The following is an 18,798-nucleotide window of genomic DNA, read 5'->3' as shown; positions in this document are numbered from 1 at the left end:
GGAAACTGTCTTAATGGCCCCATTCCCACCCACCACGGGCAGAGCGCCCGGTGGCTGGCGTGTATTTTTTGCCCACGCATACGACAAGAGGCGACAAGCAAATGGGACGTTTGACCACACACGTACTGGATGCCGCGCATGGCTGCCCGGGCAGCTCGATCAAGGTCGAGCTGTACCGTGTCGAAGGCCAGCAGCTGGAGCTGGTGAACACCGCCCTGACCAACAGCGATGGCCGCGTCGACGCGCCGCTGCTGCAGGGTGACGACTACCGTACCGGCGTTTATCAGCTGCAGTTCAGCGCTGGCGCCTACTACCGCGCCAAAGGCGTGGCGTTGCCGGATGCCGCGTTCCTCGACGTGGTGGTGCTGCGCTTTGGCATCGACGCGCAGCAGGAGCACTACCACGTGCCGCTGTTGATCTCGCCGTACAGTTACTCGACCTACCGTGGAAGCTAGTTGGTCGCTAGAAGAATCTTCGTAGGTCCTTGGCCCGCTCTCACACTGGCGGGCTTTTTTTCGTCTGCTGTTTTTGTGCGGGCTGTTCGGGCCCTATCGCCGGCAAGCCGGCTCCTACATGTACGGTGCGTAGCTGAGGGCAGCGGTAATCCTGTAGGAGCCGGCTTGCCGGCGATAGGGCCCGCGCAGTCGGCACAAAATGACGCGGGGTTCGTCAGGGGCAACAAAGAAGGGCGCCTATGGCGCCCTTCTTGCGCAACTGCTCAGCTCAAAGAAACACGAACTTGGCAATGAAGATCAGGCACAGCACCCACAGGCTGGCCGAGATCTCCTTGTACTTGCCGGTACCGGCCTTGAGCACCACGTAACTGATGAAGCCCAGGGCAATGCCGTCGGCCACCGAGAAGGTCAGTGGCATCATGATCACCGTGACGATCGCCGGGATACTGTCGGTGGCGTCGTCCCAATGAATGTGCGCCATGCTGCCCATCATCAACATCGCCACGTAGATCAGCGCGCCGGCGGTGGCATAGGCCGGGATCATGCCGGCCAGCGGGGCGAAGAACATCGCCGCGACGAACAACAACCCCACCACCATGGCGGTCAGGCCGGTGCGGCCACCGGCGGCCACACCCGCGGCGCTTTCCACGTAGCTGGTGACCGGCGGCACACCCACCACCGCGCCGAACACGCTCGAAGCACTGTCGGCCTTCAATGCCCGCGACAGGTTTTCGATACGCCCGTCCGGCGCCACCAGGTTGGCGCGCTGGGCCACGCCCATCAGGGTGCCGGCGGTGTCGAACATGTGCACGAAGAGGAACGCCAGCACCACGCTGATCATGCTCACATTGAACACACCGGCCACATCCATGGCCATCCAGGTCGGTGCCAGGCTCGGCGGCATCGACATCACCCCGCCGAACTTGACCAGCCCCAGGCCCCAACCGGCCAGGGTCACGCCGATGATGCTGATGAGGATGGCGCCGAACACCCGCTTGTAGCTGAGGATGGCGATCAGCAAGAAGCACAGCGCCGCCAGCAGCGGCCCCGGCTCATGCAGCGAGCCCAGCTTGATCAGGGTGGCCGGGCTGGCGACGATGATGCCGGCGGTTTTCAGGCCGATCAGCCCGAGGAACAAGCCGACCCCGGCCCCCATGGCATGGCGCAGGCTGACCGGGATGCTGTTGAGCAACCACTCGCGCACCCTCGACAGGGTCAGGAACATGAACAGCACGCCCGAGACGAACACCGCCCCCAGCGCCGTTTCCCAGTTGTAGCCCATGGTGCCGACCACGGTGTAGGTGAAGAACGCATTGAGCCCCATGCCCGGTGCCAACCCCACCGGCCAGTTGGCGTACAGGCCCATCAGCAGGCAGCCGAGGGCGGCGGCGATGCAGGTGGCGACGAACGCAGCGCCATGGTCGATACCGGCATCGGCCATGATGTTGGGGTTGACGAAGATGATGTAGGCCATGGTGATGAAGGTGGTCACCCCGGCGATCAGCTCGGTCTTTACGGTGCTGCCGTGCTGCTTGAGTTTGAAAATCCGCTCCAGCCAGCTCGTTTCGAGCGGTGGGGCAAGATCCAGCGTAGGGGCTTCGGATTTGCGGCTTTCCACAGCGAGTACTCCTCAAGTCTTTCTTGTTTTATCGAAGCCTGGTCCTGAGCGATGCACTTGGGGGCTTCGTGGGAGGGGTGTGGCAGACAACCGACCAGTTTGTTGACTTTTGGGTCAGGAAGTTGCTCGGTGGATTATGCTTTTGTGTACAAAGAATGCAAATAATGTTTTATCTTTCCCGTGCAAGAACCGCCGTACAACGGCTATATAGGTAAAAGGCCACCTGCAGAAACGGGTCAGCCTGTGTACAATGGCGCCATACCTTGGCCTATTACCAACCTCCGGACTTGCCACCCACCCGTCGACAGGCGTTACAGTCACGGTCCGACTGGCAGATCCTTCGTGCTCGAGAGCCCATGAACGAACAGCTGCAACCTCTGAAAAAACCTGCGCGCATTGGCAAGGCCGGCCGCAGCGGTACCCAGGACGACATCGTCTATGCGCACATCTTCGAGGCCATTCTCGAGCAGCGCCTTGCCCCGGGCACCAAGTTGAGCGAGGAAGCGCTGGGCGAAATCTTTGGCGTCAGCCGCACCATCATCCGCCGCGCCCTGTCGCGCCTGGCCCACGAAAGCGTGGTGTTGCTGCGCCCCAATCGCGGTGCGGTGGTGGCCAGCCCCACGGTAGAAGAGGCGCGCCAGGTATTCTTCTCGCGGCGCATGGTCGAGCGCGCCATCACCGAACTTGCCGTGCAGCACGCCACCCGCGAGCAGTTGGAAGAACTGCGCCAGATGGTCCGCGAGGAGCGCGACAGCTTCTCCCGTGGTGACCGTGGTGCCGGTATCCGCCTGTCCGGCGAGTTCCACCTCAAACTGGCCGAAGCCGCCGGCAACGCACCCCTGGTAAGCTTCCAGCGCAGCCTGGTGTCGCAGACCTCGCTGATCATTGCCCAGTACGAAAGCGGCAACCGCTCGCACTGCTCGTACGATGAGCACATGCAACTGATCGATGCCATCGAGGCGCGTGACGCGCAGCAGGCGGTGAGCCTGATGATGCACCACATGGACCACATCGACAGCAAGCTCAACCTGGACGAAGAAAGCGCCTCGGACGACCTGCATGCGGTGTTCTCCCATCTGCTGAAAAAGCCCAAGGCTTCGCTCAAGGGTTGATCGTTTGCCCCGGCCTCGTGGCCTGCATTGCTCCCTGTAGGAGCGGCCTTGTGCCGCGATGGGGCGCGTAGCGGCCTCCAGAATTTCAACGTATAGCAGGCATATCAGGGGGCGCTACACGCCCCATCGCGACACAAGGCCGCTTCCCACAAGGTCCGCTTCAGTTTCAGTCTTGGTAGCTTGGCAGCCGCTGCCTGCGCATAAAACAAACCTCTGCTAAATTCTTGTATGCAAACCTTCATCAAGCAGTTGGGCTTGCGCATTCATTGCGTTCAACTACTTGAGGAAAGGTCCATGACCACATCTCTGGGTGTTCGTATGGGTGCCGAGCTGATCGGCACCTTCTGGCTGGTTCTGGGTGGTTGTGGCAGCGCGGTACTGGCTGCCAGCTCACCCGTCGGCATCGGGGTTCTCGGTGTTGCCTTCGCCTTCGGCCTGACTGTCCTGACCATGGCCTTCGCCATTGGCCATATCTCCGGTTGTCACCTCAACCCCGCCGTGTCCTTCGGGCTGGTGGTGGGCGGGCGCTTTCCGGCGAAAGAGCTGCTGCCCTACGTAGTCGCCCAGGTGGTCGGCGCAATCATTGCCGCTGCGGTGATCTGGTGCATCGCCAGCGGCAAGGCCGGCTTCGAGCTGGGCAACGGGTTGGCCTCCAACGGGTATGGCGAACATTCGCCCGGCGGCTACACGCTGGCGGCGGGGTTCGTCAGTGAAGTGGTGATGACGGCGATGTTCCTGGTGGTGATCATGGGCGCGACCGATGCCCGGGCGCCGGCAGGGTTCGCGCCGATTGCCATTGGCCTGGCGCTGACGCTGATTCACCTGATCTCGATCCCGGTCACCAATACCTCGGTGAACCCTGCGCGCAGCACGGGGCCGGCGTTGTTCGTCGGTGGTTGGGCGTTGCAGCAGCTGTGGTTGTTCTGGCTGGCGCCTTTGATTGGGGCAGCCATTGGTGCCGGGTTGTATCGCGGGTTGGCCAAGCCGTCCTGATGGTCAGCAGGCCACTCTCATAGCATGCCCCGAAGCCTTGGCACTGTGGGAAGCGGCCTTGTGTCGCGATGGGCCGCACAGCGGCCCCAGAATATCGGCATCCTGCAAAATCGCCGGGGCTGCTGCGCAGCCCAATCGCGACACAAGGCCGCTTCCCACAAGAATCGAGTCGGCTTTTAGAAATTGAGCAAGAAAGTTGCTCCCACAAGGTTCAGCGTTTGTGCACGCAACGCCCTGCAGCGTAGGTTTCGCGCACGGTACGGTCATCGCCCAGGGTGGTCAGCACAAACAAGGTCTCTTCAATGCTCTTGGATTGCTGAATGCGGTAGTCCAGCAGCGGCGTGGCCTTGTAGTCCAGCACCACGAAGTCGGCGTCGTTGCCCGGGCGCAGGCTGCCGATGCGGTCGTCCAGGCGCAGCGCGCGGGCGCCGCCCAGGGTGGCCAGGTACAGCGACTTGAACGGGTGCAGGCGCGCGCCTTGCATTTGCATCACCTTGTACGCCTCGTTCAGCGTGTTCAGTAGCGAGAAGCTGGTGCCGGCGCCCACGTCGGTGCCCAGGCCCACGTTGACCTTGTAGCGCTCGGCCTGGGGCAGGTTGAACAGGCCGCTGCCGAGGAACAGGTTGGAGGTGGGGCAGAAGGCGATGGCCGAACCGGTCTCGGCCAGGCGCTGGCATTCGCTGTCGCACAGGTGCACGCCGTGGGCGAACACCGAGCGCTCGCCCAGCAGCTCGAAGTGGTCGTACACGTCCAGGTAGCCGTTCTGCTCGGGGAACAGCTCTTTGACCCAGTCGATTTCCTTGAGGTTTTCCGACAGGTGGGTGTGCATGTACACGCCCGGATGCTCCTTGAGCAACTGGCCGGCCACGCTCAACTGCTCCGGGGTGCTGGTCGGCGCGAAGCGCGGGGTCACGGCATAGTGCAGGCGGCCCTTGCCGTGCCAGCGCTCGATCAGCGCCTTGCTGTCGTGGTAGCTCGACTCGGCGGTGTCGGTCAGGTAGTCCGGGGCGTTGCGGTCCATCATCACCTTGCCGGCGATCATCCGCAGGTCCAGGCGCTCGGCCTGCTCGAACAGGGCGTTGACCGACTCGGGGTGCACGCTGCCGAACACCAGGGCGGTGGTGGTGCCGTTGCGCAGCAGCTCTTCGATGAAGATCTTCGCCACCTGGTCGGCGTGGGCCTTGTCGGCGAACTGCTTCTCGCAGGGGAAGGTGTAGGTGTTCAGCCAGTCCAGCAGTTGCTCGCCGTAGGAGCCGATCATGCCGGTCTGCGGGAAGTGGATATGGGTGTCGATGAAGCCCGGGGTGATCAGCGCGTCCTGGTAGTGCAGCACTTCGATGTCGGCAGCCAGGGTGGGCAGCAGCTCGCTGGCATGGCCGACGGCGCTGATGCGGCCGTCGTCGATCACCAGCAGGCCGTCCTCGAAGTATTGCTGCGAGGCGTCCAGGCCCACTTCGGCGGGGTCGGCGATGCTGTGCAGGATGGCGGCGCGGTAGGCTTTGCGTGTAGCGGTCATTGAATACGCTCGTCAGAGGGCTTGGCTGCGCCGGGAAGGCGGCAGCAACTGGGCAATGGGGCCTGCATTGGCGCCAGCGTCGTGCTGGCCGAAGCAGGCGTTGTAGGTGGCAATGATCTCGGCGGCAATGGACACGGCGATCTCGATCGGCAGCTTGCCTTTGACCTCGGCCAGGCCCATGGGGCAGCGCATGCGCGCCAGCAGGGCATCTTCGAAGCCGCGCTCGCGCAGGCGGTGTTCGAACTTGACGCGCTTGGTCTTCGAGCCGATCAGGCCGAACCAGGTGAAGTCGTTGCGCTTGAGAATGGCGGCGGTGAGTTCCAGGTCGAGCGCATGGTTGTGGGTCATGACGATGCAGTAGCTGCCGGCGGGCAGCTCGGCGATTTCGTCCACCGGCTCTTCGCTGACGATTTTGCTCACCCCTTGAGGGATGTGCTCGGGGAACTCCTGCTCGCGCGAATCGATCCAGCGCACCCGGCAGGGCAGGGTGGCGAGCAAGGGTACCAGAGCGCGGCCGACATGGCCCGCGCCGAACACGGCGATTTCGGCCTGCACCCCGGTCATGGGTTCGAACAGCAGCACGGTGACGCCGCCGCAGCACTGGCCCAGGCTGGCACCGAGGCTGAAGCGCTCCAGGTGCGGGGTGTGGCGGTTCTCCTCGAGCATCTGCCGGGCGATGTGCAGGGCCTTGAACTCCAGGTGGCCGCCGCCGATGGTGTCGTACAGCGCGCTGGCGCTGACCACCATTTTTGAGCCGGCGTTGCGTGGGGTGGAGCCGCGCTCTTCGATGATGGTCACCAGCACGCAGGGTTCGCCGCGGGCTTGATGGTCGGCGAGGGCGTTGATCCATTGGTGCATGATTGTGCCTCTCTCAAAAGCGCTGAGGTCGCCTGTAGGAGCGGCCTTGTGTCGCGAAAGGGTCGCGAAGCGGCCCCGGGGTCTGTGCAGCAACCAAGATTTCTGGGGCTGCTGCGCAGCCCTTTCGCGACACAAGGCCGCTCCTACAGAGCCTTGCACTGTCAGTGAATGACGGTTTCCAGCTCGGGCTCCGCTGGCTGCGCCGCAGTCACCGCCTTGCGCATCTGCTCGCAGCCCCACAGCACCCGCTCCGGCGTCGACGGCGCGTCGATGTTCGGCTGCACGCGGTAATCGGCGATGCTCGCCACCGCGTCCTTGATCGCGCACCAGGCGGCGATGCCGAGCATGAACGGCGGCTCGCCCACGGCCTTGGAATGGAACACCGTGTCCTCGGGGTTCTTGCGGTTTTCCACCAGCTTCACGCGCATATCGATCGGCATGTCGGCCACCGCCGGGATCTTGTAGCTGGCCGGGCCGCTGGTCATCAGCTTGCCCTTGGCGTTCCACACCAGTTCCTCGGTGGTCAGCCAGCCCATGCCCTGGATGAAGCCGCCTTCCACCTGGCCGATGTCGATGGCCGGGTTCAGCGAGTCGCCCACATCGTGCAGGATGTCGGCGCGCAGCATCTTGTACTCGCCGGTCAGGGTGTCGACGATCACCTCCACGCAGGCGGCGCCGAAGGCGTAGTAGTAGAACGGCCGGCCACGGGCCTGGCTGCGGTCGTAGAAAATCTTCGGGGTGCGGTAGAAGCCTGTAGTCGATAGCGACACCTGGGCGAAGTAGGCCTGCTGTACCAGTTGCTCGAAGCTGACGATCTGGTCGCGGGCGCGCACATGGCCGTTGCGGAACTCGATGTCTTCCTCGGTCACGTTGAAGTGCCGGGCGGCGAACTCGGTCAGGCGCTTCTTGAGGATTTCGGCCGCGTTCTGCGCCGCCTTGCCGTTCAGGTCGGCGCCGCTGGAGGCAGCGGTGGGCGAAGTGTTGGGCACCTTGTCGGTGTTGGTGGCGGTGATCTGGATACGCTTGAAGTCCACCTGGAACACCTGCGCCACCACCTGCGCCACCTTGGTGTTCAGGCCCTGGCCCATCTCGGTGCCGCCGTGGTTGAGGTGAATGCTGCCGTCGGTGTAGATGTGGATCAAGGCACCTGCCTGGTTGAGGAAGGTGGCGGTGAACGAGATGCCGAACTTCACCGGGGTCAGCGCCAGGCCTTTTTTCAGCACCGGGCTGTTGGCGTTGAAGCGGCGGATCGACTCGCGGCGCTCGAAGTAGTCGCTGCTGGCTTCAAGGTCGGCGGTCATCTCTTCGAGCATGTTGTGCTCGACGGTCTGGTAGTAGTGGGTGACGTTGCGTTCGGTCTTGCCGTAGTAGTTGGCCTTGCGCACCGCCAGCGGGTCCAGCGCCAGGTGCCGGGCGATGTGGTCCATCACCTGCTCGATGGCCACCATGCCCTGCGGGCCGCCGAAGCCGCGGTAGGCGGTGTTGGAGGCGGTGTTGGTCTTGCAGCGGTGGCCGTGCACCGTGGCATCGCCCAGGTAGTAGGCGTTGTCGGAGTGGAACATGGCGCGGTCGACGATCGAGCCGGACAGGTCAGGGGAGTAGCCGCAGTTGCCGGCCAGGTCGAAGTTGATGCCGTGCAGCCGGCCCTTGTCGTCAAAGCCCACGTCGTACTCGACGTAGAACGGGTGGCGCTTGCCGGTCATCATCATGTCCTCGACCCGCGGCAGGCGCATCTTGGTTGGCTGGCCGGTCAGGCGCGCGATCACCGCGCACAGGCACGCGGGGCTGGCGGCCTGGGTTTCCTTGCCGCCAAAGCCACCGCCCATGCGGCGCATGTCGACGACGATCTTGTGCATGGGTACATCCAGCACCTCGGCCACCAGCTTTTGCACCTCGGTGGGGTTTTGCGTGGAGCAGTAGACGATCATGCCGCCGTCTTCGCCGGGCATCACCGAGCTGATCTGGGTCTCGAGGTAGAAGTGCTCCTGGCCACCAATGTGCAGGCTGCCCTGGATGCGGTGCGGGGCGCTGGCCAAGGCAGCGGCCGAATCGCCGCGCTGGTGGGTGTGGCTGTCGAGCACGAAGTGCTTCTTGCGCAGCGCATCGACCACATCCAGCACCGGCTCCAGGTCCTCGTACTCGACGATTGCAGCCATGGCCGCGCGGCGCGCGGTGTCCAGGTCGCGGGCGGCCACGGCGAGCACCGGCTGGCCGAAGAACTCGACCTTGTCGATGGCCAGTAGCGGGTCACCGGCCACCACTGGGCCTATGTCTTTCAGGCCCGGGATATCCTCGTGGGTGATGGCGATGCGCACCCCCTCGAACTGGTAGCAGGGGCTGGTGTCGATGCGCAGGATGCGCGCATGGGCGCGGTCGGCGGTGCGCGCATACACGTGCAGCTGGTTGGGGAATTCCAGACGGTCGTCGATGTACACCGCTTCGCCCGCCACGTGCTTGTCGGCGCTGTCGTGCTTGAGGCTGCGGCCGACCCCGGTGGTCAGGTCCTGGCTGAACAGTGCGGCCATTTCGGCCTGGCTCTTGACGGCGTGATGGTTAGACATAAGCGGTCACCCGGGTTTCGATGTGCGGCGATTGCAGTTCGATGAAGTACTTGCGCAGCAGGTTTTGCGCGGTCAGCAGGCGGTATTCGCGGCTGGCACGGAAGTCGCTGAGCGGGGTGAAGTCTTCGGCCAGGGCCTGGCAGGCGCGCTCGATGCTGGCCTGGGTCCAGGGCTTGCCGCGCAGCACAGCTTCACAGGCGCGGGCGCGTTTGGGGATGGCCGCCATGCCGCCGAAGGCCAGGCGCACGTCACTGACCAGGCCGTTTTCCAGGTGCAGGTTGAAGGCGGCGCACACTGCAGAAATGTCATCGTCCAGGCGCTTGGACACCTTGTAGGCGCGGAACGTCCAGGCGTTGCTGGCGCGCGGCACTATGACCTTCTCGATGAACTCGCTGTCCTGGCGTGCGGTGACGCGGTAGTCGATGAAGTAGTCTTCCAGCGCCAGGGTACGCTGGCGTTCGCCCTGGCGCAGCACGATCTGCGCATCCAGGGCGATCAGCAGGGGCGGCGAGTCGCCGATCGGCGAGGCGTTGCCGATGTTGCCGCCCAAGGTGCCCTGGTTGCGGATCTGCAGCGAGGCGAAGCGGTGCAGCAGGGCGCCGAAGTCGGGGTACTCTTGGTTGAGGGCACCGTAGCAGTCGGTCAACGGGGTGGCGGCGCCGATCTCCAGGTGGGTGGCGGTCTTGTCGATGCGCTTGAGCTCGGCCACGTGGCCGACGTAGATCATCACCGGCAGGGTCTTGTGGAACTGCGTGACTTCCAGGGCCAGGTCGGTGCCGCCGGCCAGCAGGCGTGCTTCGGGGTGCGAGCTGTACAGGTCGGCAAGGTCGGCCACGGTCAGTGGCACCAGGCAGCGCTTGTCGCCAGTGTTCAGCTCGCCGGTCTGCTGCGGGGCGATGGCCTTCAGGCGGGCGATGGTCTGCGCTTGTTGTGCGTCGAACTGGTCCTGGCACGGGCGGGCGCAGCTTTGTTCGGCGGCTTCTAGGATCGGCCGATAGCCGGTGCAGCGGCACAGGTTGCCGGCCAGGGCTTCCTGGGCCTGGTGCAGGTCGTGGCCCTGGCTGTTCTTCTGCAGGGCGAACAGCGACATGACGAAGCCCGGGGTGCAGAAGCCGCACTGCGAGCCATGGCAGTCGGCCATGGCCTTCTGCACGCTGTGCAGTTCGCCCTGGTGCTTGAGGCCTTCGACGCTGATCAGTTGCTTGCCGTGCAGGGACGAAACGAACGTCAGGCAGGCGTTGAGGCTGCGGTAGCGCAGGCTGTCGTTGCCCAGCTCGTCCTGGACCAGCTCGCCCACCACCACGGTGCAGGCGCCGCAGTCGCCGCTGGCGCAGCCTTCCTTGGTGCCGGGTTTGCCCAGGTGCTCGCGCAGGTACTGCAGCACCGTCATGTTCGGGTCCAGGGCGTGCTCACTGTGCAGCGCCTGGTTGACGAGAAACTGGATCACGGGGAAGGCCTCGCAATGGTTTTATTGTTGTTCCGGCGGACTCTAAGCAACCCCTGACCCCGTGGTCAATAAATTTTTGACTCAAAGGTCAGGATTCTGCCCGAGCGCCACCCGAACCGCCGCAATGTGCCTTTTCCCAAGCATAGTTCGCGCCGGGCGCAAAGGTTGACCTTGCGGTCACACAAAGCACCTCGCGCAAGCAGCAAGTGCGCTACAATCGCGCGCTTGTGCATAGCCTCCCGATTTTGAAGGAAAACCATGACGTTCAAGGCGCCGGACAGCCTCTCCGAGCAGATAGCCCACTACCTGGCCGAGCGGATCATCCGCGGCGAACTCGCGCCCGGCGAGCGCATCCAGGAGCAGAAGGTCACCCAGGCCCTCAACGTCAGCCGCGGTTCGGTGCGCGAGGCGCTGCTGATCCTCGAACGCCGCCACCTGGTGGCGATCCTGCCGCGCCGTGGCGCCCACGTGACCGAGCTGGACGAGCACAACATCCGCAGCCTGTGCACGCTGATGGGCGAGCTTTACATCCTGCTGGGTAACGCCGTTGCCCAACATTGGCGCCTCGAGGCCGACCTGCGCCCGTTTTTGGAGATCCAGCAGCGCCTGCAGCAGGCCCATGCTCGCGGCGACATCGAGGCCTTCGTCGCCGACAGTTTCGCGGTGATGCGCGCTGCCTACCCGTTCGCCAACAACCCGTACCTGCAGGAAACCGTCGAGAACCTGCACCCGGCCATGAGCCGCGCCTATTACCTGGCGCTGGACCAGCGCCAGGCCAACATGGTCGATTACCTCAGCCTGTTCGCGCGCCTGCTCGAAGTGGTGGTCGCCCGCGACCTGGCGGGTATTCGCGAGGTACTCGCCGCCTATTGCCAGCGCAGTTGCGAGCTGGTGCTGGCGGCCATGGCGCGGGCCTGACCGATGCGCCTCAAGTGCATTCGCCTGGCCGGGTTCAAGTCGTTCGTCGACCCCACCACGGTCAACTTCCCCAGCAACATGGCCGCCGTGGTGGGCCCCAACGGCTGCGGCAAGTCCAACATCATCGATGCGGTGCGCTGGGTGATGGGCGAAAGCTCGGCGAAGAACCTGCGCGGCGAGTCGATGACCGATGTCATCTTCAACGGCTCCACCAGCCGCAAGCCGGTCAGCCAGGCCAGTATCGAACTGGTGTTCGACAACAGCGACAACACCCTGGTGGGTGAGTACGCCGCCTACGCCGAGATCTCGATCCGCCGCAAGGTCACCCGCGACGCGCAGAACACCTACTACCTCAACGGCACCAAGTGCCGGCGCCGCGACATCACCGATATTTTCCTCGGCACCGGCCTGGGCCCGCGCAGCTATTCGATCATCGAGCAGGGCATGATCAGCAAGCTGATCGAGGCCAAGCCCGAAGAGCTGCGCAATTTCATCGAAGAGGCGGCTGGCATCTCCAAGTACAAGGAGCGCCGCCGCGAGACCGAGAACCGCATCCGCCGCACCCAGGAAAACCTCGCCCGCCTGACCGACCTGCGCGAAGAGCTCGAGCGCCAGCTCGAACGCCTGCAGCGCCAGGCCCAGGCTGCCGAGAAGTACCGCGAGTACAAGGCCCAGGAGCGCCAGCTCAAGGCGCGCCTGTCGGCCTTGCGCTGGCGCGACCTGGACGCGCGCGTGCGCCAACGCGAAACGGTGATCGGCGACCAGGAGGTAGCCTTCGAGGCGCTGGTGGCCGAGCAGCGCAACGCCGATGCCAGCATCGAGCGCCTGCGCGATGGCCACCATGAACTGTCCGAGCGTTTCAACCAGGTGCAGGGCCGCTTCTATTCGGTGGCCGGCGATATCGCCCGGGTGGAGCAGAGCATCCAGCACGGCCAGCAGCGCCTGCGCCAGTTGCAGGACGACCTGAAAGAGGCCGAGCGCACGCGCCTGGAAACCGAATCGCACCTGGGCCATGACCGCACCCTGCTGGCCACCCTCGGCGAAGAGCTGGCGATGATCGAGCCCGAGCAGGAGCTGACCCTGGCCGCCGCCGAAGAGGCCGCCGCCACGCTGGAAGAAGCCGAGCTGGGCATGCATGGCTGGCAAGAGCAGTGGGACAGCTTCAACACCCGTTCCGCCGAGCCGCGCCGCCAGGCCGAAGTGCAGCAGGCGCGCCTGGCGCAGCTGGAAAGCAGCCTGGAACGCCTGGCCGAGCGCCAGCGCAAGCTGGGCGAAGAAGGCGAGCAACTGGGCGCCGACCCGCAGGACGCCGAAACCGTCGAGCTGGCCGAGCAACTGGCCAGCAGCGAAATGCTGCTCGAAGAGCTGCACCTGCAAGAGCAGCAGGTGGTCGAGCAACTGGAAGGCGTGCGCGAGCAATTGCAGCAGGCAAGCCAGGCCCAGCAGCAGCAACAGGGCGACCTGCAGCGCCTGGGTGGCCGCCTGGCTTCTCTAGAGGCGTTGCAGCAGGCCGCCCTGGAGCCAGGTGCCGGCGCCGCCGACTGGCTGCGCGCCCAGGGGCTGGAGCAGCGCCCGCGGCTTGCCGAAGGGCTGCGGGTCGAGCCCGGTTGGGAACTGGCGGTCGAGACCGTGCTTGGCGCCGACCTGCAGGCGGTGCTGCTGGACGATTTCGCCAACCTGGATTTCAACCAGCTGGAGCAGGGCGAACTGCGCCTGCTGCTGGGGGCGGGCGAGGGCACGCGTATCGCTGGCAGCCTGCTGGACAAGGTCGAGGGGCGTACTGACCTGTCGCCGTGGCTGGGCCAGGTGCGGCCGGTGGAAGATCTTGAGCAGGCCTTGGCCCAACGTGCCTCGCTGGCTGACGGCCAGAGCCTGGTCAGCCGTGATGGATTTTGGGTTGGCCGGCACTTTTTGCGGGTCAGCCGCGGTGGCGAGTCCCAGGGCGGGGTACTGGCCCGCGGCCAGGAAATCGAGCGCCTGGGCGAGGAGCAACTGGAGCAGCAAGCGCTGCTCGAACAGTTGGACGAGCAGTTGCAGCGCCTGCGTGAACAGCAGCTCGAGCATGAAGAACAGCGCGAACAATTGCGCCGTCAGGGCCAGGACGAAGGCCGCCGGCATGGCGAGCTGAAGGCGCGGCTGTCTGCCGGTCGTGCCCGTGCCGAGCAGCTTGAGCTGCGCCGCCGGCGCCTGCAGGAAGAACTCGCCGAGCTGCAGGAGCAGCGTGCCATCGAGCACGAGCAGTTGGGCGAGGCCCGCCTGCTGCTGCAGGAAGCCCTGGAGCTGATGGCCCAGCACACCGAGCAGCGTGAGCAGCTAATGGCCCGCCGCGACACCCTGCGTGAAGGCCTCGACCGCGTGCGCCAGGAGGCCCGCCAGCACAAGGACCACGCCCACCAGTTGGCCGTGCGCCTGGGTTCGCTGCGTGCCCAGCACGATTCCACCCGCCAGGCCCTGGAGCGCCTGGAGCAGCAAGCCGCACGCCTGAGCGAGCGCCAGGAGCAACTGAGCCTGAACCTCGAAGAGGGCGAGGCCCCGCTCGAAGAACTGCGTCTGAAGCTCGAAGAGCTGCTGGAGCGGCGCATGGGCGTGGACGAAGAGATGCGCCAGGCGCGCCTGCACATGGACGAAGCCGACCGTGAGCTGCGCGACGCCGAGCGCCGCCGCACCCAGGCCGAGCAACAGGCGCAGATGCTGCGCGGCCAGCTGGAGCAGCAGCGCCTGGAGTCCCAGGGGCTGGATGTGCGGCGCAAGACCTTGCAGGAACAATTGCTCGCCGACGGCTACGATCTTCAGGGCGTGCTCGACACGCTTGAGGCCGACGCCAGCGAGCAAGGTTGCGAACAGGAGCTTGAGCAGGTCGAGGCGCGCATCCAGCGCCTGGGCGCGATCAACCTCGCGGCCATCGAAGAATACGAACAGCAGTCCGAACGCAAGCGTTACCTGGATGCGCAAAACGCCGACCTTGTGGAAGCGCTGGAGACCCTCGAGAACGTCATCCGCAAGATCGACAAGGAAACCCGCAACCGCTTCAAGGATACCTTTGATCAGATAAATGCCGGATTACAGGCACTTTTCCCAAAAGTTTTCGGTGGCGGCAGCGCTTATCTGGAACTGACGGGCGAAGATCTACTCGATACTGGGGTGACGATCATGGCGCGCCCGCCGGGCAAGAAGAACAGCACCATCCATTTGCTGTCCGGCGGCGAAAAAGCACTCACTGCCCTGGCGCTGGTGTTTGCCATCTTCAAATTGAACCCGGCGCCGTTCTGCATGCTCGACGAAGTCGATGCACCGCTGGACGACGCCAACGTCGGGCGGTATGCCCGCCTGGTCAAGGAAATGAGTGAAACCGTGCAGTTCATCTACATCACCCATAACAAGATTGCCATGGAAATGGCCGATCAATTGATGGGCGTGACCATGCATGAACCAGGTTGTTCACGCCTTGTTGCAGTTGACGTGGAGGCAGCCATGGCCATGGTCGACGCGTGATTCACGCAGATCGGGCGCTATCGTGCAGCTATTTGCCCCTGGCAAATGCGACAGACGGTGTAAAGTTGCCTTTGGTCGTGCTAGCTTTATGTCACTTGTTTTTTGCGTGGGTAAAACGCCTGTCAGAACATAGAGTTGGCGCCACGTGTTAAAGGCCTTTGAAGCCTTTGTTTTCAAGCATATTTTTTATAGAGGCACGGGATTACATGGAAATCGGTCTGCGCGAGTGGCTGATCGTCATCGGCATCATTGTCATCGCCGGTATTCTTTTTGATGGCTGGCGCCGCATGCGTGGCGGCAAGGGCAAGCTGAAGTTCCGCCTGGACCGCAGCTACGCCAACGTGCCGGACGACGAAGGCAGCGCCGAGGTGCTCGGCCCGTCCCGCGTGCTGGAAACGCAAAAAGAACCTGAGCTGGACGAGACCGACCTGCCGTCGGTGAGCGCCCCTGCCCGTGAACGCGAGCGTGAGCGCGAAGCCAAGCCGGCCAAGCCCAAGCGCGGCAAGCGCAACAACAGCGAACCGCAACAGGGCGACCTGAACCTGGCCTCCGAACAGCGCGAGCCCGACCTGTTCGCCGACAGCGATGAGGACTTCGCCGCCGATAACAGCCGCAACAGCGGCTTCGCCGCCACTGGCAACGCCGCCAAGGACCTGCCGCCGGTGGAAGAGGTGCTGGTGATCAGCGTCATTTCCCGCGACGAGAACGGTTTCAAGGGCCCGGCCCTGCTGCAGAACATTCTGGAAAGTGGCCTGCGCTTCGGCGAAATGGACATCTTCCACCGCCACGAAAGCATGGCCGGCCACGGCGAAGTGCTGTTTTCCATGGCCAACGCGGTCAAGCCCGGCGTGTTCGACCTGGACGACATCGACCATTTCAGCACCCGTGCGGTGAGCTTCTTCCTCGGCCTGCCTGGCCCGCGTCACCCCAAGCAGGCGTTCGACGTGATGGTCGCCGCCGCCCGCAAGCTCGCCCACGAGCTCAACGGTGAACTGAAGGACGACCAGCGCAGCGTGCTGACTGCTCAGACCATCGAGCACTACCGCCAGCGCATCGTCGAGTTCGAGCGCCGCGCGCTGACCCAGAAGCGCTAAGTATCCAGGCACGCGGGTCCAGCCTCGGCCCGCGCTGCGATGATTCAGGCAAGTGAGTAGCCAGGGGCTGGTGCTGTCACCTCTATCGATCGGGGCTGCTGTGCAGCCCATCGCGGGCAAGCCCGCTCCTACAGGTAATACGCGCCCCCTGTAGGAGCGGGCTTGCCCGCGATGGGCCGCACAGCGGCCCCGTTGCTTGAGGGTGCAGCACGAGGCCAAGGGCTTGCCCGCCTGTCTTGCAAGAGACCCGAAAATGACCGCCGAAACCCGAATCCACGCACTGCGCGCCGAACTCGACCAGCACAACTACCGCTATTACGTGCTCGACGAACCCAGCGTGCCCGACGCCGAATACGACCGGCTGTTCAACGAGCTCAAGGCCCTGGAGGCCGAGCACCCGCACCTGGTTACCCCCGACTCGCCCACCCAGCGCGTGGGCGGCGCGGCGTTGTCGGCGTTCAGCCAGGTGCGCCACGAAGTCCCCATGCTCAGCCTGGGCAACGCCTTCGAAGAAGACGACCTGCGCGATTTCGGCCGCCGGGTGAACGAGGGCCTCGACCTGCCCGCCGGCGACCTGTTCGCAGCAGGCGATGCGGTGGACTACAGCTGCGAGCCCAAGCTCGACGGCCTGGCGGTGAGCCTGCTGTACCGCGACGGCCAGCTGGTGCAGGGCGCCACCCGTGGCGACGGCACCACCGGCGAGGATATCAGCGCCAACGTGCGCACCGTGCGCAACATCCCGCTCAAGTTGCAGGGCGAGGGCTGGCCGGCAGTGCTCGAGGTGCGTGGCGAGGTGTACATGAGCAAGGCCGGTTTCGAACGCCTCAATGCCGCCCAGGCCGAGGCCGGCGGCAAGACCTTCGCCAACCCGCGCAACGCCGCCGCCGGCAGCCTGCGCCAGCTGGACTCGAAGATCACCGCCAGCCGCCCGCTGGAGTTCTGCTGCTACGGCATCGGCCAGGTGTCCGAGCCGTTCGGCGACAGCCACATCGGCATCCTCGAAAAGCTCAAGGCCTGGGGCATGCCCATCAGCCGCGAGCTGCGCCATGCCGCCGGTATCGAAGAGTGCCTGGCCTACTACCGCGACATCGGCGCCCGGCGCAACGAGCTGCCCTACGAGATCGACGGCGTGGTGTTCAAGGTCAACAGCCTGGCCTCCCAGCGCGAGCTGGGCTTCCGCGCCCGCGAGCCGCGCTGGGCCATCGCCCACAAGTTCCCGGCCATGGAAGAGCTGACCGAGGTGCTCGACGTCGAGTTTCAGGTCGGCCGTACCGGCGCCGTCACCCCGGTGGCGCGCCTCAAGCCTGTGAAGGTGGCCGGCGTGACCGTGTCCAACGCCACCCTGCACAACATGGATGAGATCGCCCGCCTGGGCCTGCGCATCGGCGACACGGTAATCATCCGCCGTGCCGGCGACGTGATCCCGCAGGTGATGCAGGTGGTGCTCGACCGCCGCCCCGGGGGCGCGCGCCCGGTGCAGGTGCCCAGCGCCTGCCCGGTGTGCGGCTCGCAGGTCGAGCGCACCCAGCTGGTCAAACGCAGCAAAGGCAAGGAAACCACCAGCGAAGGCGCGGTGTACCGCTGCGTCGGCCGCCTGAGCTGCGCCGCGCAGCTCAAGCAGGCGATCATCCACTACGTGTCGCGCCGCGCCATGGACATCGACGGCCTGGGCGAAAAAAGCGTCGAGCAGTTGGTGGACGAAGGCCTGATTCGCTCGCCGGCCGACCTGTACAAGTTGCAGTTCGAGCAGATCGTCGGCCTGGAAGGCTTCGCCGAGGTGTCCAGCAACAAGCTGCTGGCTGCCATCGAGGCCAGCAAGCGCCCGACCCTGGCGCGCTTCATCTACGCCCTGGGCATCCCCGATGTGGGCGAGGAGACCGCCAAGGTGCTGGCGCGCTCCCTGGGCAGCCTGGCACGGGTGCAGGTGGCGTTGCCACAGGTGCTCACCTACCTGCCGGATATCGGCCTGGAAGTGGCGTACGAGATCCACAACTTCTTCGAAGACCCGCATAACCAGGACGTCATCAAAGCGCTGCTGGCCGCTGGCATGCAGTTGCAGGATGAAGGCGAGCTGGCCGCAGAATTCGCCGCCAGCACCACCCTGGCCGGCATGCTGGCCAAGCTCGATATCCCCTCAGTGGGCCCCACCGGTGCGGAAAAGCTGGTAGACAAGCTCGGCACCCTGGACAAGATCATCGCCGCTGACGGCATCGACCTGCGCCAGGCCCTGGCCGCCAAGCAGGCCGAAGGCGTGCGCGAGTTCTTCAAGGTCGAGGCCAACCAGCAGTTGGCTCGCGCCATCGAAGCCCAACTGCTCGAGTTCGGCATGCACTGGTCGTGCGAGAAGAAAACCGCCGAAGGCCTGCCCCTGGCCGGGCAGACCTGGGTGCTCACCGGCACCCTGGAGCGCATGAGCCGCGATGTGGCCAAGGAGAAGCTGGAAAGCCTGGGTGCGAAAGTGGCCGGCTCCGTGTCGGGCAAGACCCACTGCGTGGTCGCCGGCCCCGGCGCCGGCTCCAAGCTGGCCAAGGCCAACGAGCTGGGGGTGAAGGTGCTGGATGAAGAACAGTTCGTTGCCTTCATGGCGGGGCAGGGTATCAGCCTGTAGGCAAGCCCAAAAGCTGACGCATTCCCTGTAGGAGCCGGCTTGCCGGCGATGAGGCCCGAACGGTCCTGCGCCCGGCATTACCCGCCCCCCACGGCACAAGTCCTTGAGAAATGATGCTTTTTTCTC

12 protein-coding genes are annotated in these 18,798 nt (G+C 64.8%); 7 read left to right on the top strand and 5 right to left on the bottom strand.

Annotated features, from left to right (window positions below; genetic code table 11):
• The first annotated feature begins 101 nt into the window (after positions 1–101).
• Positions 102–455: a hydroxyisourate hydrolase gene (gene uraH / locus KSS94_RS18805; protein ID WP_217839583.1), complete on the top strand. Its 354-nt coding sequence runs from the start codon at positions 102–104 to the stop codon at positions 453–455.
• A gap of 268 nt (positions 456–723) precedes the next feature.
• On the opposite strand, the gene KSS94_RS18800 is transcribed toward uraH, so the two are convergent.
• A complete protein-coding gene (locus KSS94_RS18800; protein WP_217839582.1) occupies positions 724–2,073 on the bottom strand; it encodes an NCS2 family permease in 1,350 nt (449 codons plus the stop codon).
• A 356-nt stretch (positions 2,074–2,429) separates the two neighbouring features.
• Between KSS94_RS18800 and KSS94_RS18795 the strand changes: the two genes are divergently transcribed.
• The gene (locus tag KSS94_RS18795; RefSeq protein WP_217839581.1) at positions 2,430–3,185 is read left to right on the top strand and encodes a GntR family transcriptional regulator; all 756 of its coding nucleotides are present in this window, start codon (positions 2,430–2,432) and stop codon (positions 3,183–3,185) included.
• A 294-nt stretch (positions 3,186–3,479) separates the two neighbouring features.
• Positions 3,480–4,178, top strand: coding sequence for an aquaporin Z (aqpZ, locus tag KSS94_RS18790; protein WP_217839580.1), 699 nt, complete (start codon positions 3,480–3,482; stop codon positions 4,176–4,178).
• Positions 4,179–4,389: 211 nt separating this feature from the next.
• On the opposite strand, the gene guaD is transcribed toward aqpZ, so the two are convergent.
• The 4 genes from guaD to xdhA all read right to left on the bottom strand — a co-directional run bounded on the left by guaD (position 4,390) and on the right by xdhA (position 10,560).
• Positions 4,390–5,694, bottom strand: a complete 1,305-nt coding sequence (gene guaD / locus KSS94_RS18785; protein ID WP_217839579.1) for a guanine deaminase — start codon at positions 5,692–5,694, stop codon at positions 4,390–4,392.
• Between the two features lie 12 nt (positions 5,695–5,706).
• A complete protein-coding gene (gene xdhC / locus KSS94_RS18780) occupies positions 5,707–6,552 on the bottom strand; it encodes a xanthine dehydrogenase accessory protein XdhC (protein WP_217839578.1) in 846 nt (281 codons plus the stop codon).
• A 161-nt stretch (positions 6,553–6,713) separates the two neighbouring features.
• Positions 6,714–9,113 carry a xanthine dehydrogenase molybdopterin binding subunit gene (xdhB, locus tag KSS94_RS18775; RefSeq protein ID WP_217839577.1) on the bottom strand — a complete coding sequence of 800 codons (2,400 nt, stop codon included), beginning with the start codon at positions 9,111–9,113 and terminating at the stop codon, positions 6,714–6,716.
• A complete protein-coding gene (xdhA, locus tag KSS94_RS18770; RefSeq protein ID WP_217839576.1) occupies positions 9,106–10,560 on the bottom strand; it encodes a xanthine dehydrogenase small subunit in 1,455 nt (484 codons plus the stop codon). Before xdhA ends, xdhB begins: the two co-directional genes overlap by 8 nt.
• Before the next feature lie 258 nt (positions 10,561–10,818).
• Between xdhA and KSS94_RS18765 the strand changes: the two genes are divergently transcribed.
• The 4 genes from KSS94_RS18765 to ligA all read left to right on the top strand — a co-directional run bounded on the left by KSS94_RS18765 (position 10,819) and on the right by ligA (position 18,672).
• Entirely contained in the window at positions 10,819–11,478 is a 660-nt protein-coding gene (locus KSS94_RS18765) for a GntR family transcriptional regulator (protein WP_217839575.1), read from the top strand.
• Between the two features lie 3 nt (positions 11,479–11,481).
• A complete protein-coding gene (gene smc, locus KSS94_RS18760; protein WP_217839574.1) occupies positions 11,482–14,970 on the top strand; it encodes a chromosome segregation protein SMC in 3,489 nt (1,162 codons plus the stop codon).
• 206 nt (positions 14,971–15,176) lie between these two features.
• Positions 15,177–16,064 (top strand): cell division protein ZipA, encoded by an 888-nt coding sequence (gene zipA / locus KSS94_RS18755; protein ID WP_217839573.1) that lies wholly within the window; start codon positions 15,177–15,179, stop codon positions 16,062–16,064.
• 253 nt (positions 16,065–16,317) lie between these two features.
• The gene (gene ligA / locus KSS94_RS18750) at positions 16,318–18,672 is read left to right on the top strand and encodes an NAD-dependent DNA ligase LigA (protein WP_217839572.1); all 2,355 of its coding nucleotides are present in this window, start codon (positions 16,318–16,320) and stop codon (positions 18,670–18,672) included.
• Positions 18,673–18,798 lie beyond the last annotated feature (126 nt).

The sequence above is a fragment of the Pseudomonas fakonensis genome, from assembly GCF_019139895.1.
Classification (GTDB): Bacteria; Pseudomonadota; Gammaproteobacteria; order Pseudomonadales; family Pseudomonadaceae; genus Aquipseudomonas; species Aquipseudomonas fakonensis.
This window is presented reverse-complemented; position numbering and strand designations above follow the sequence as displayed.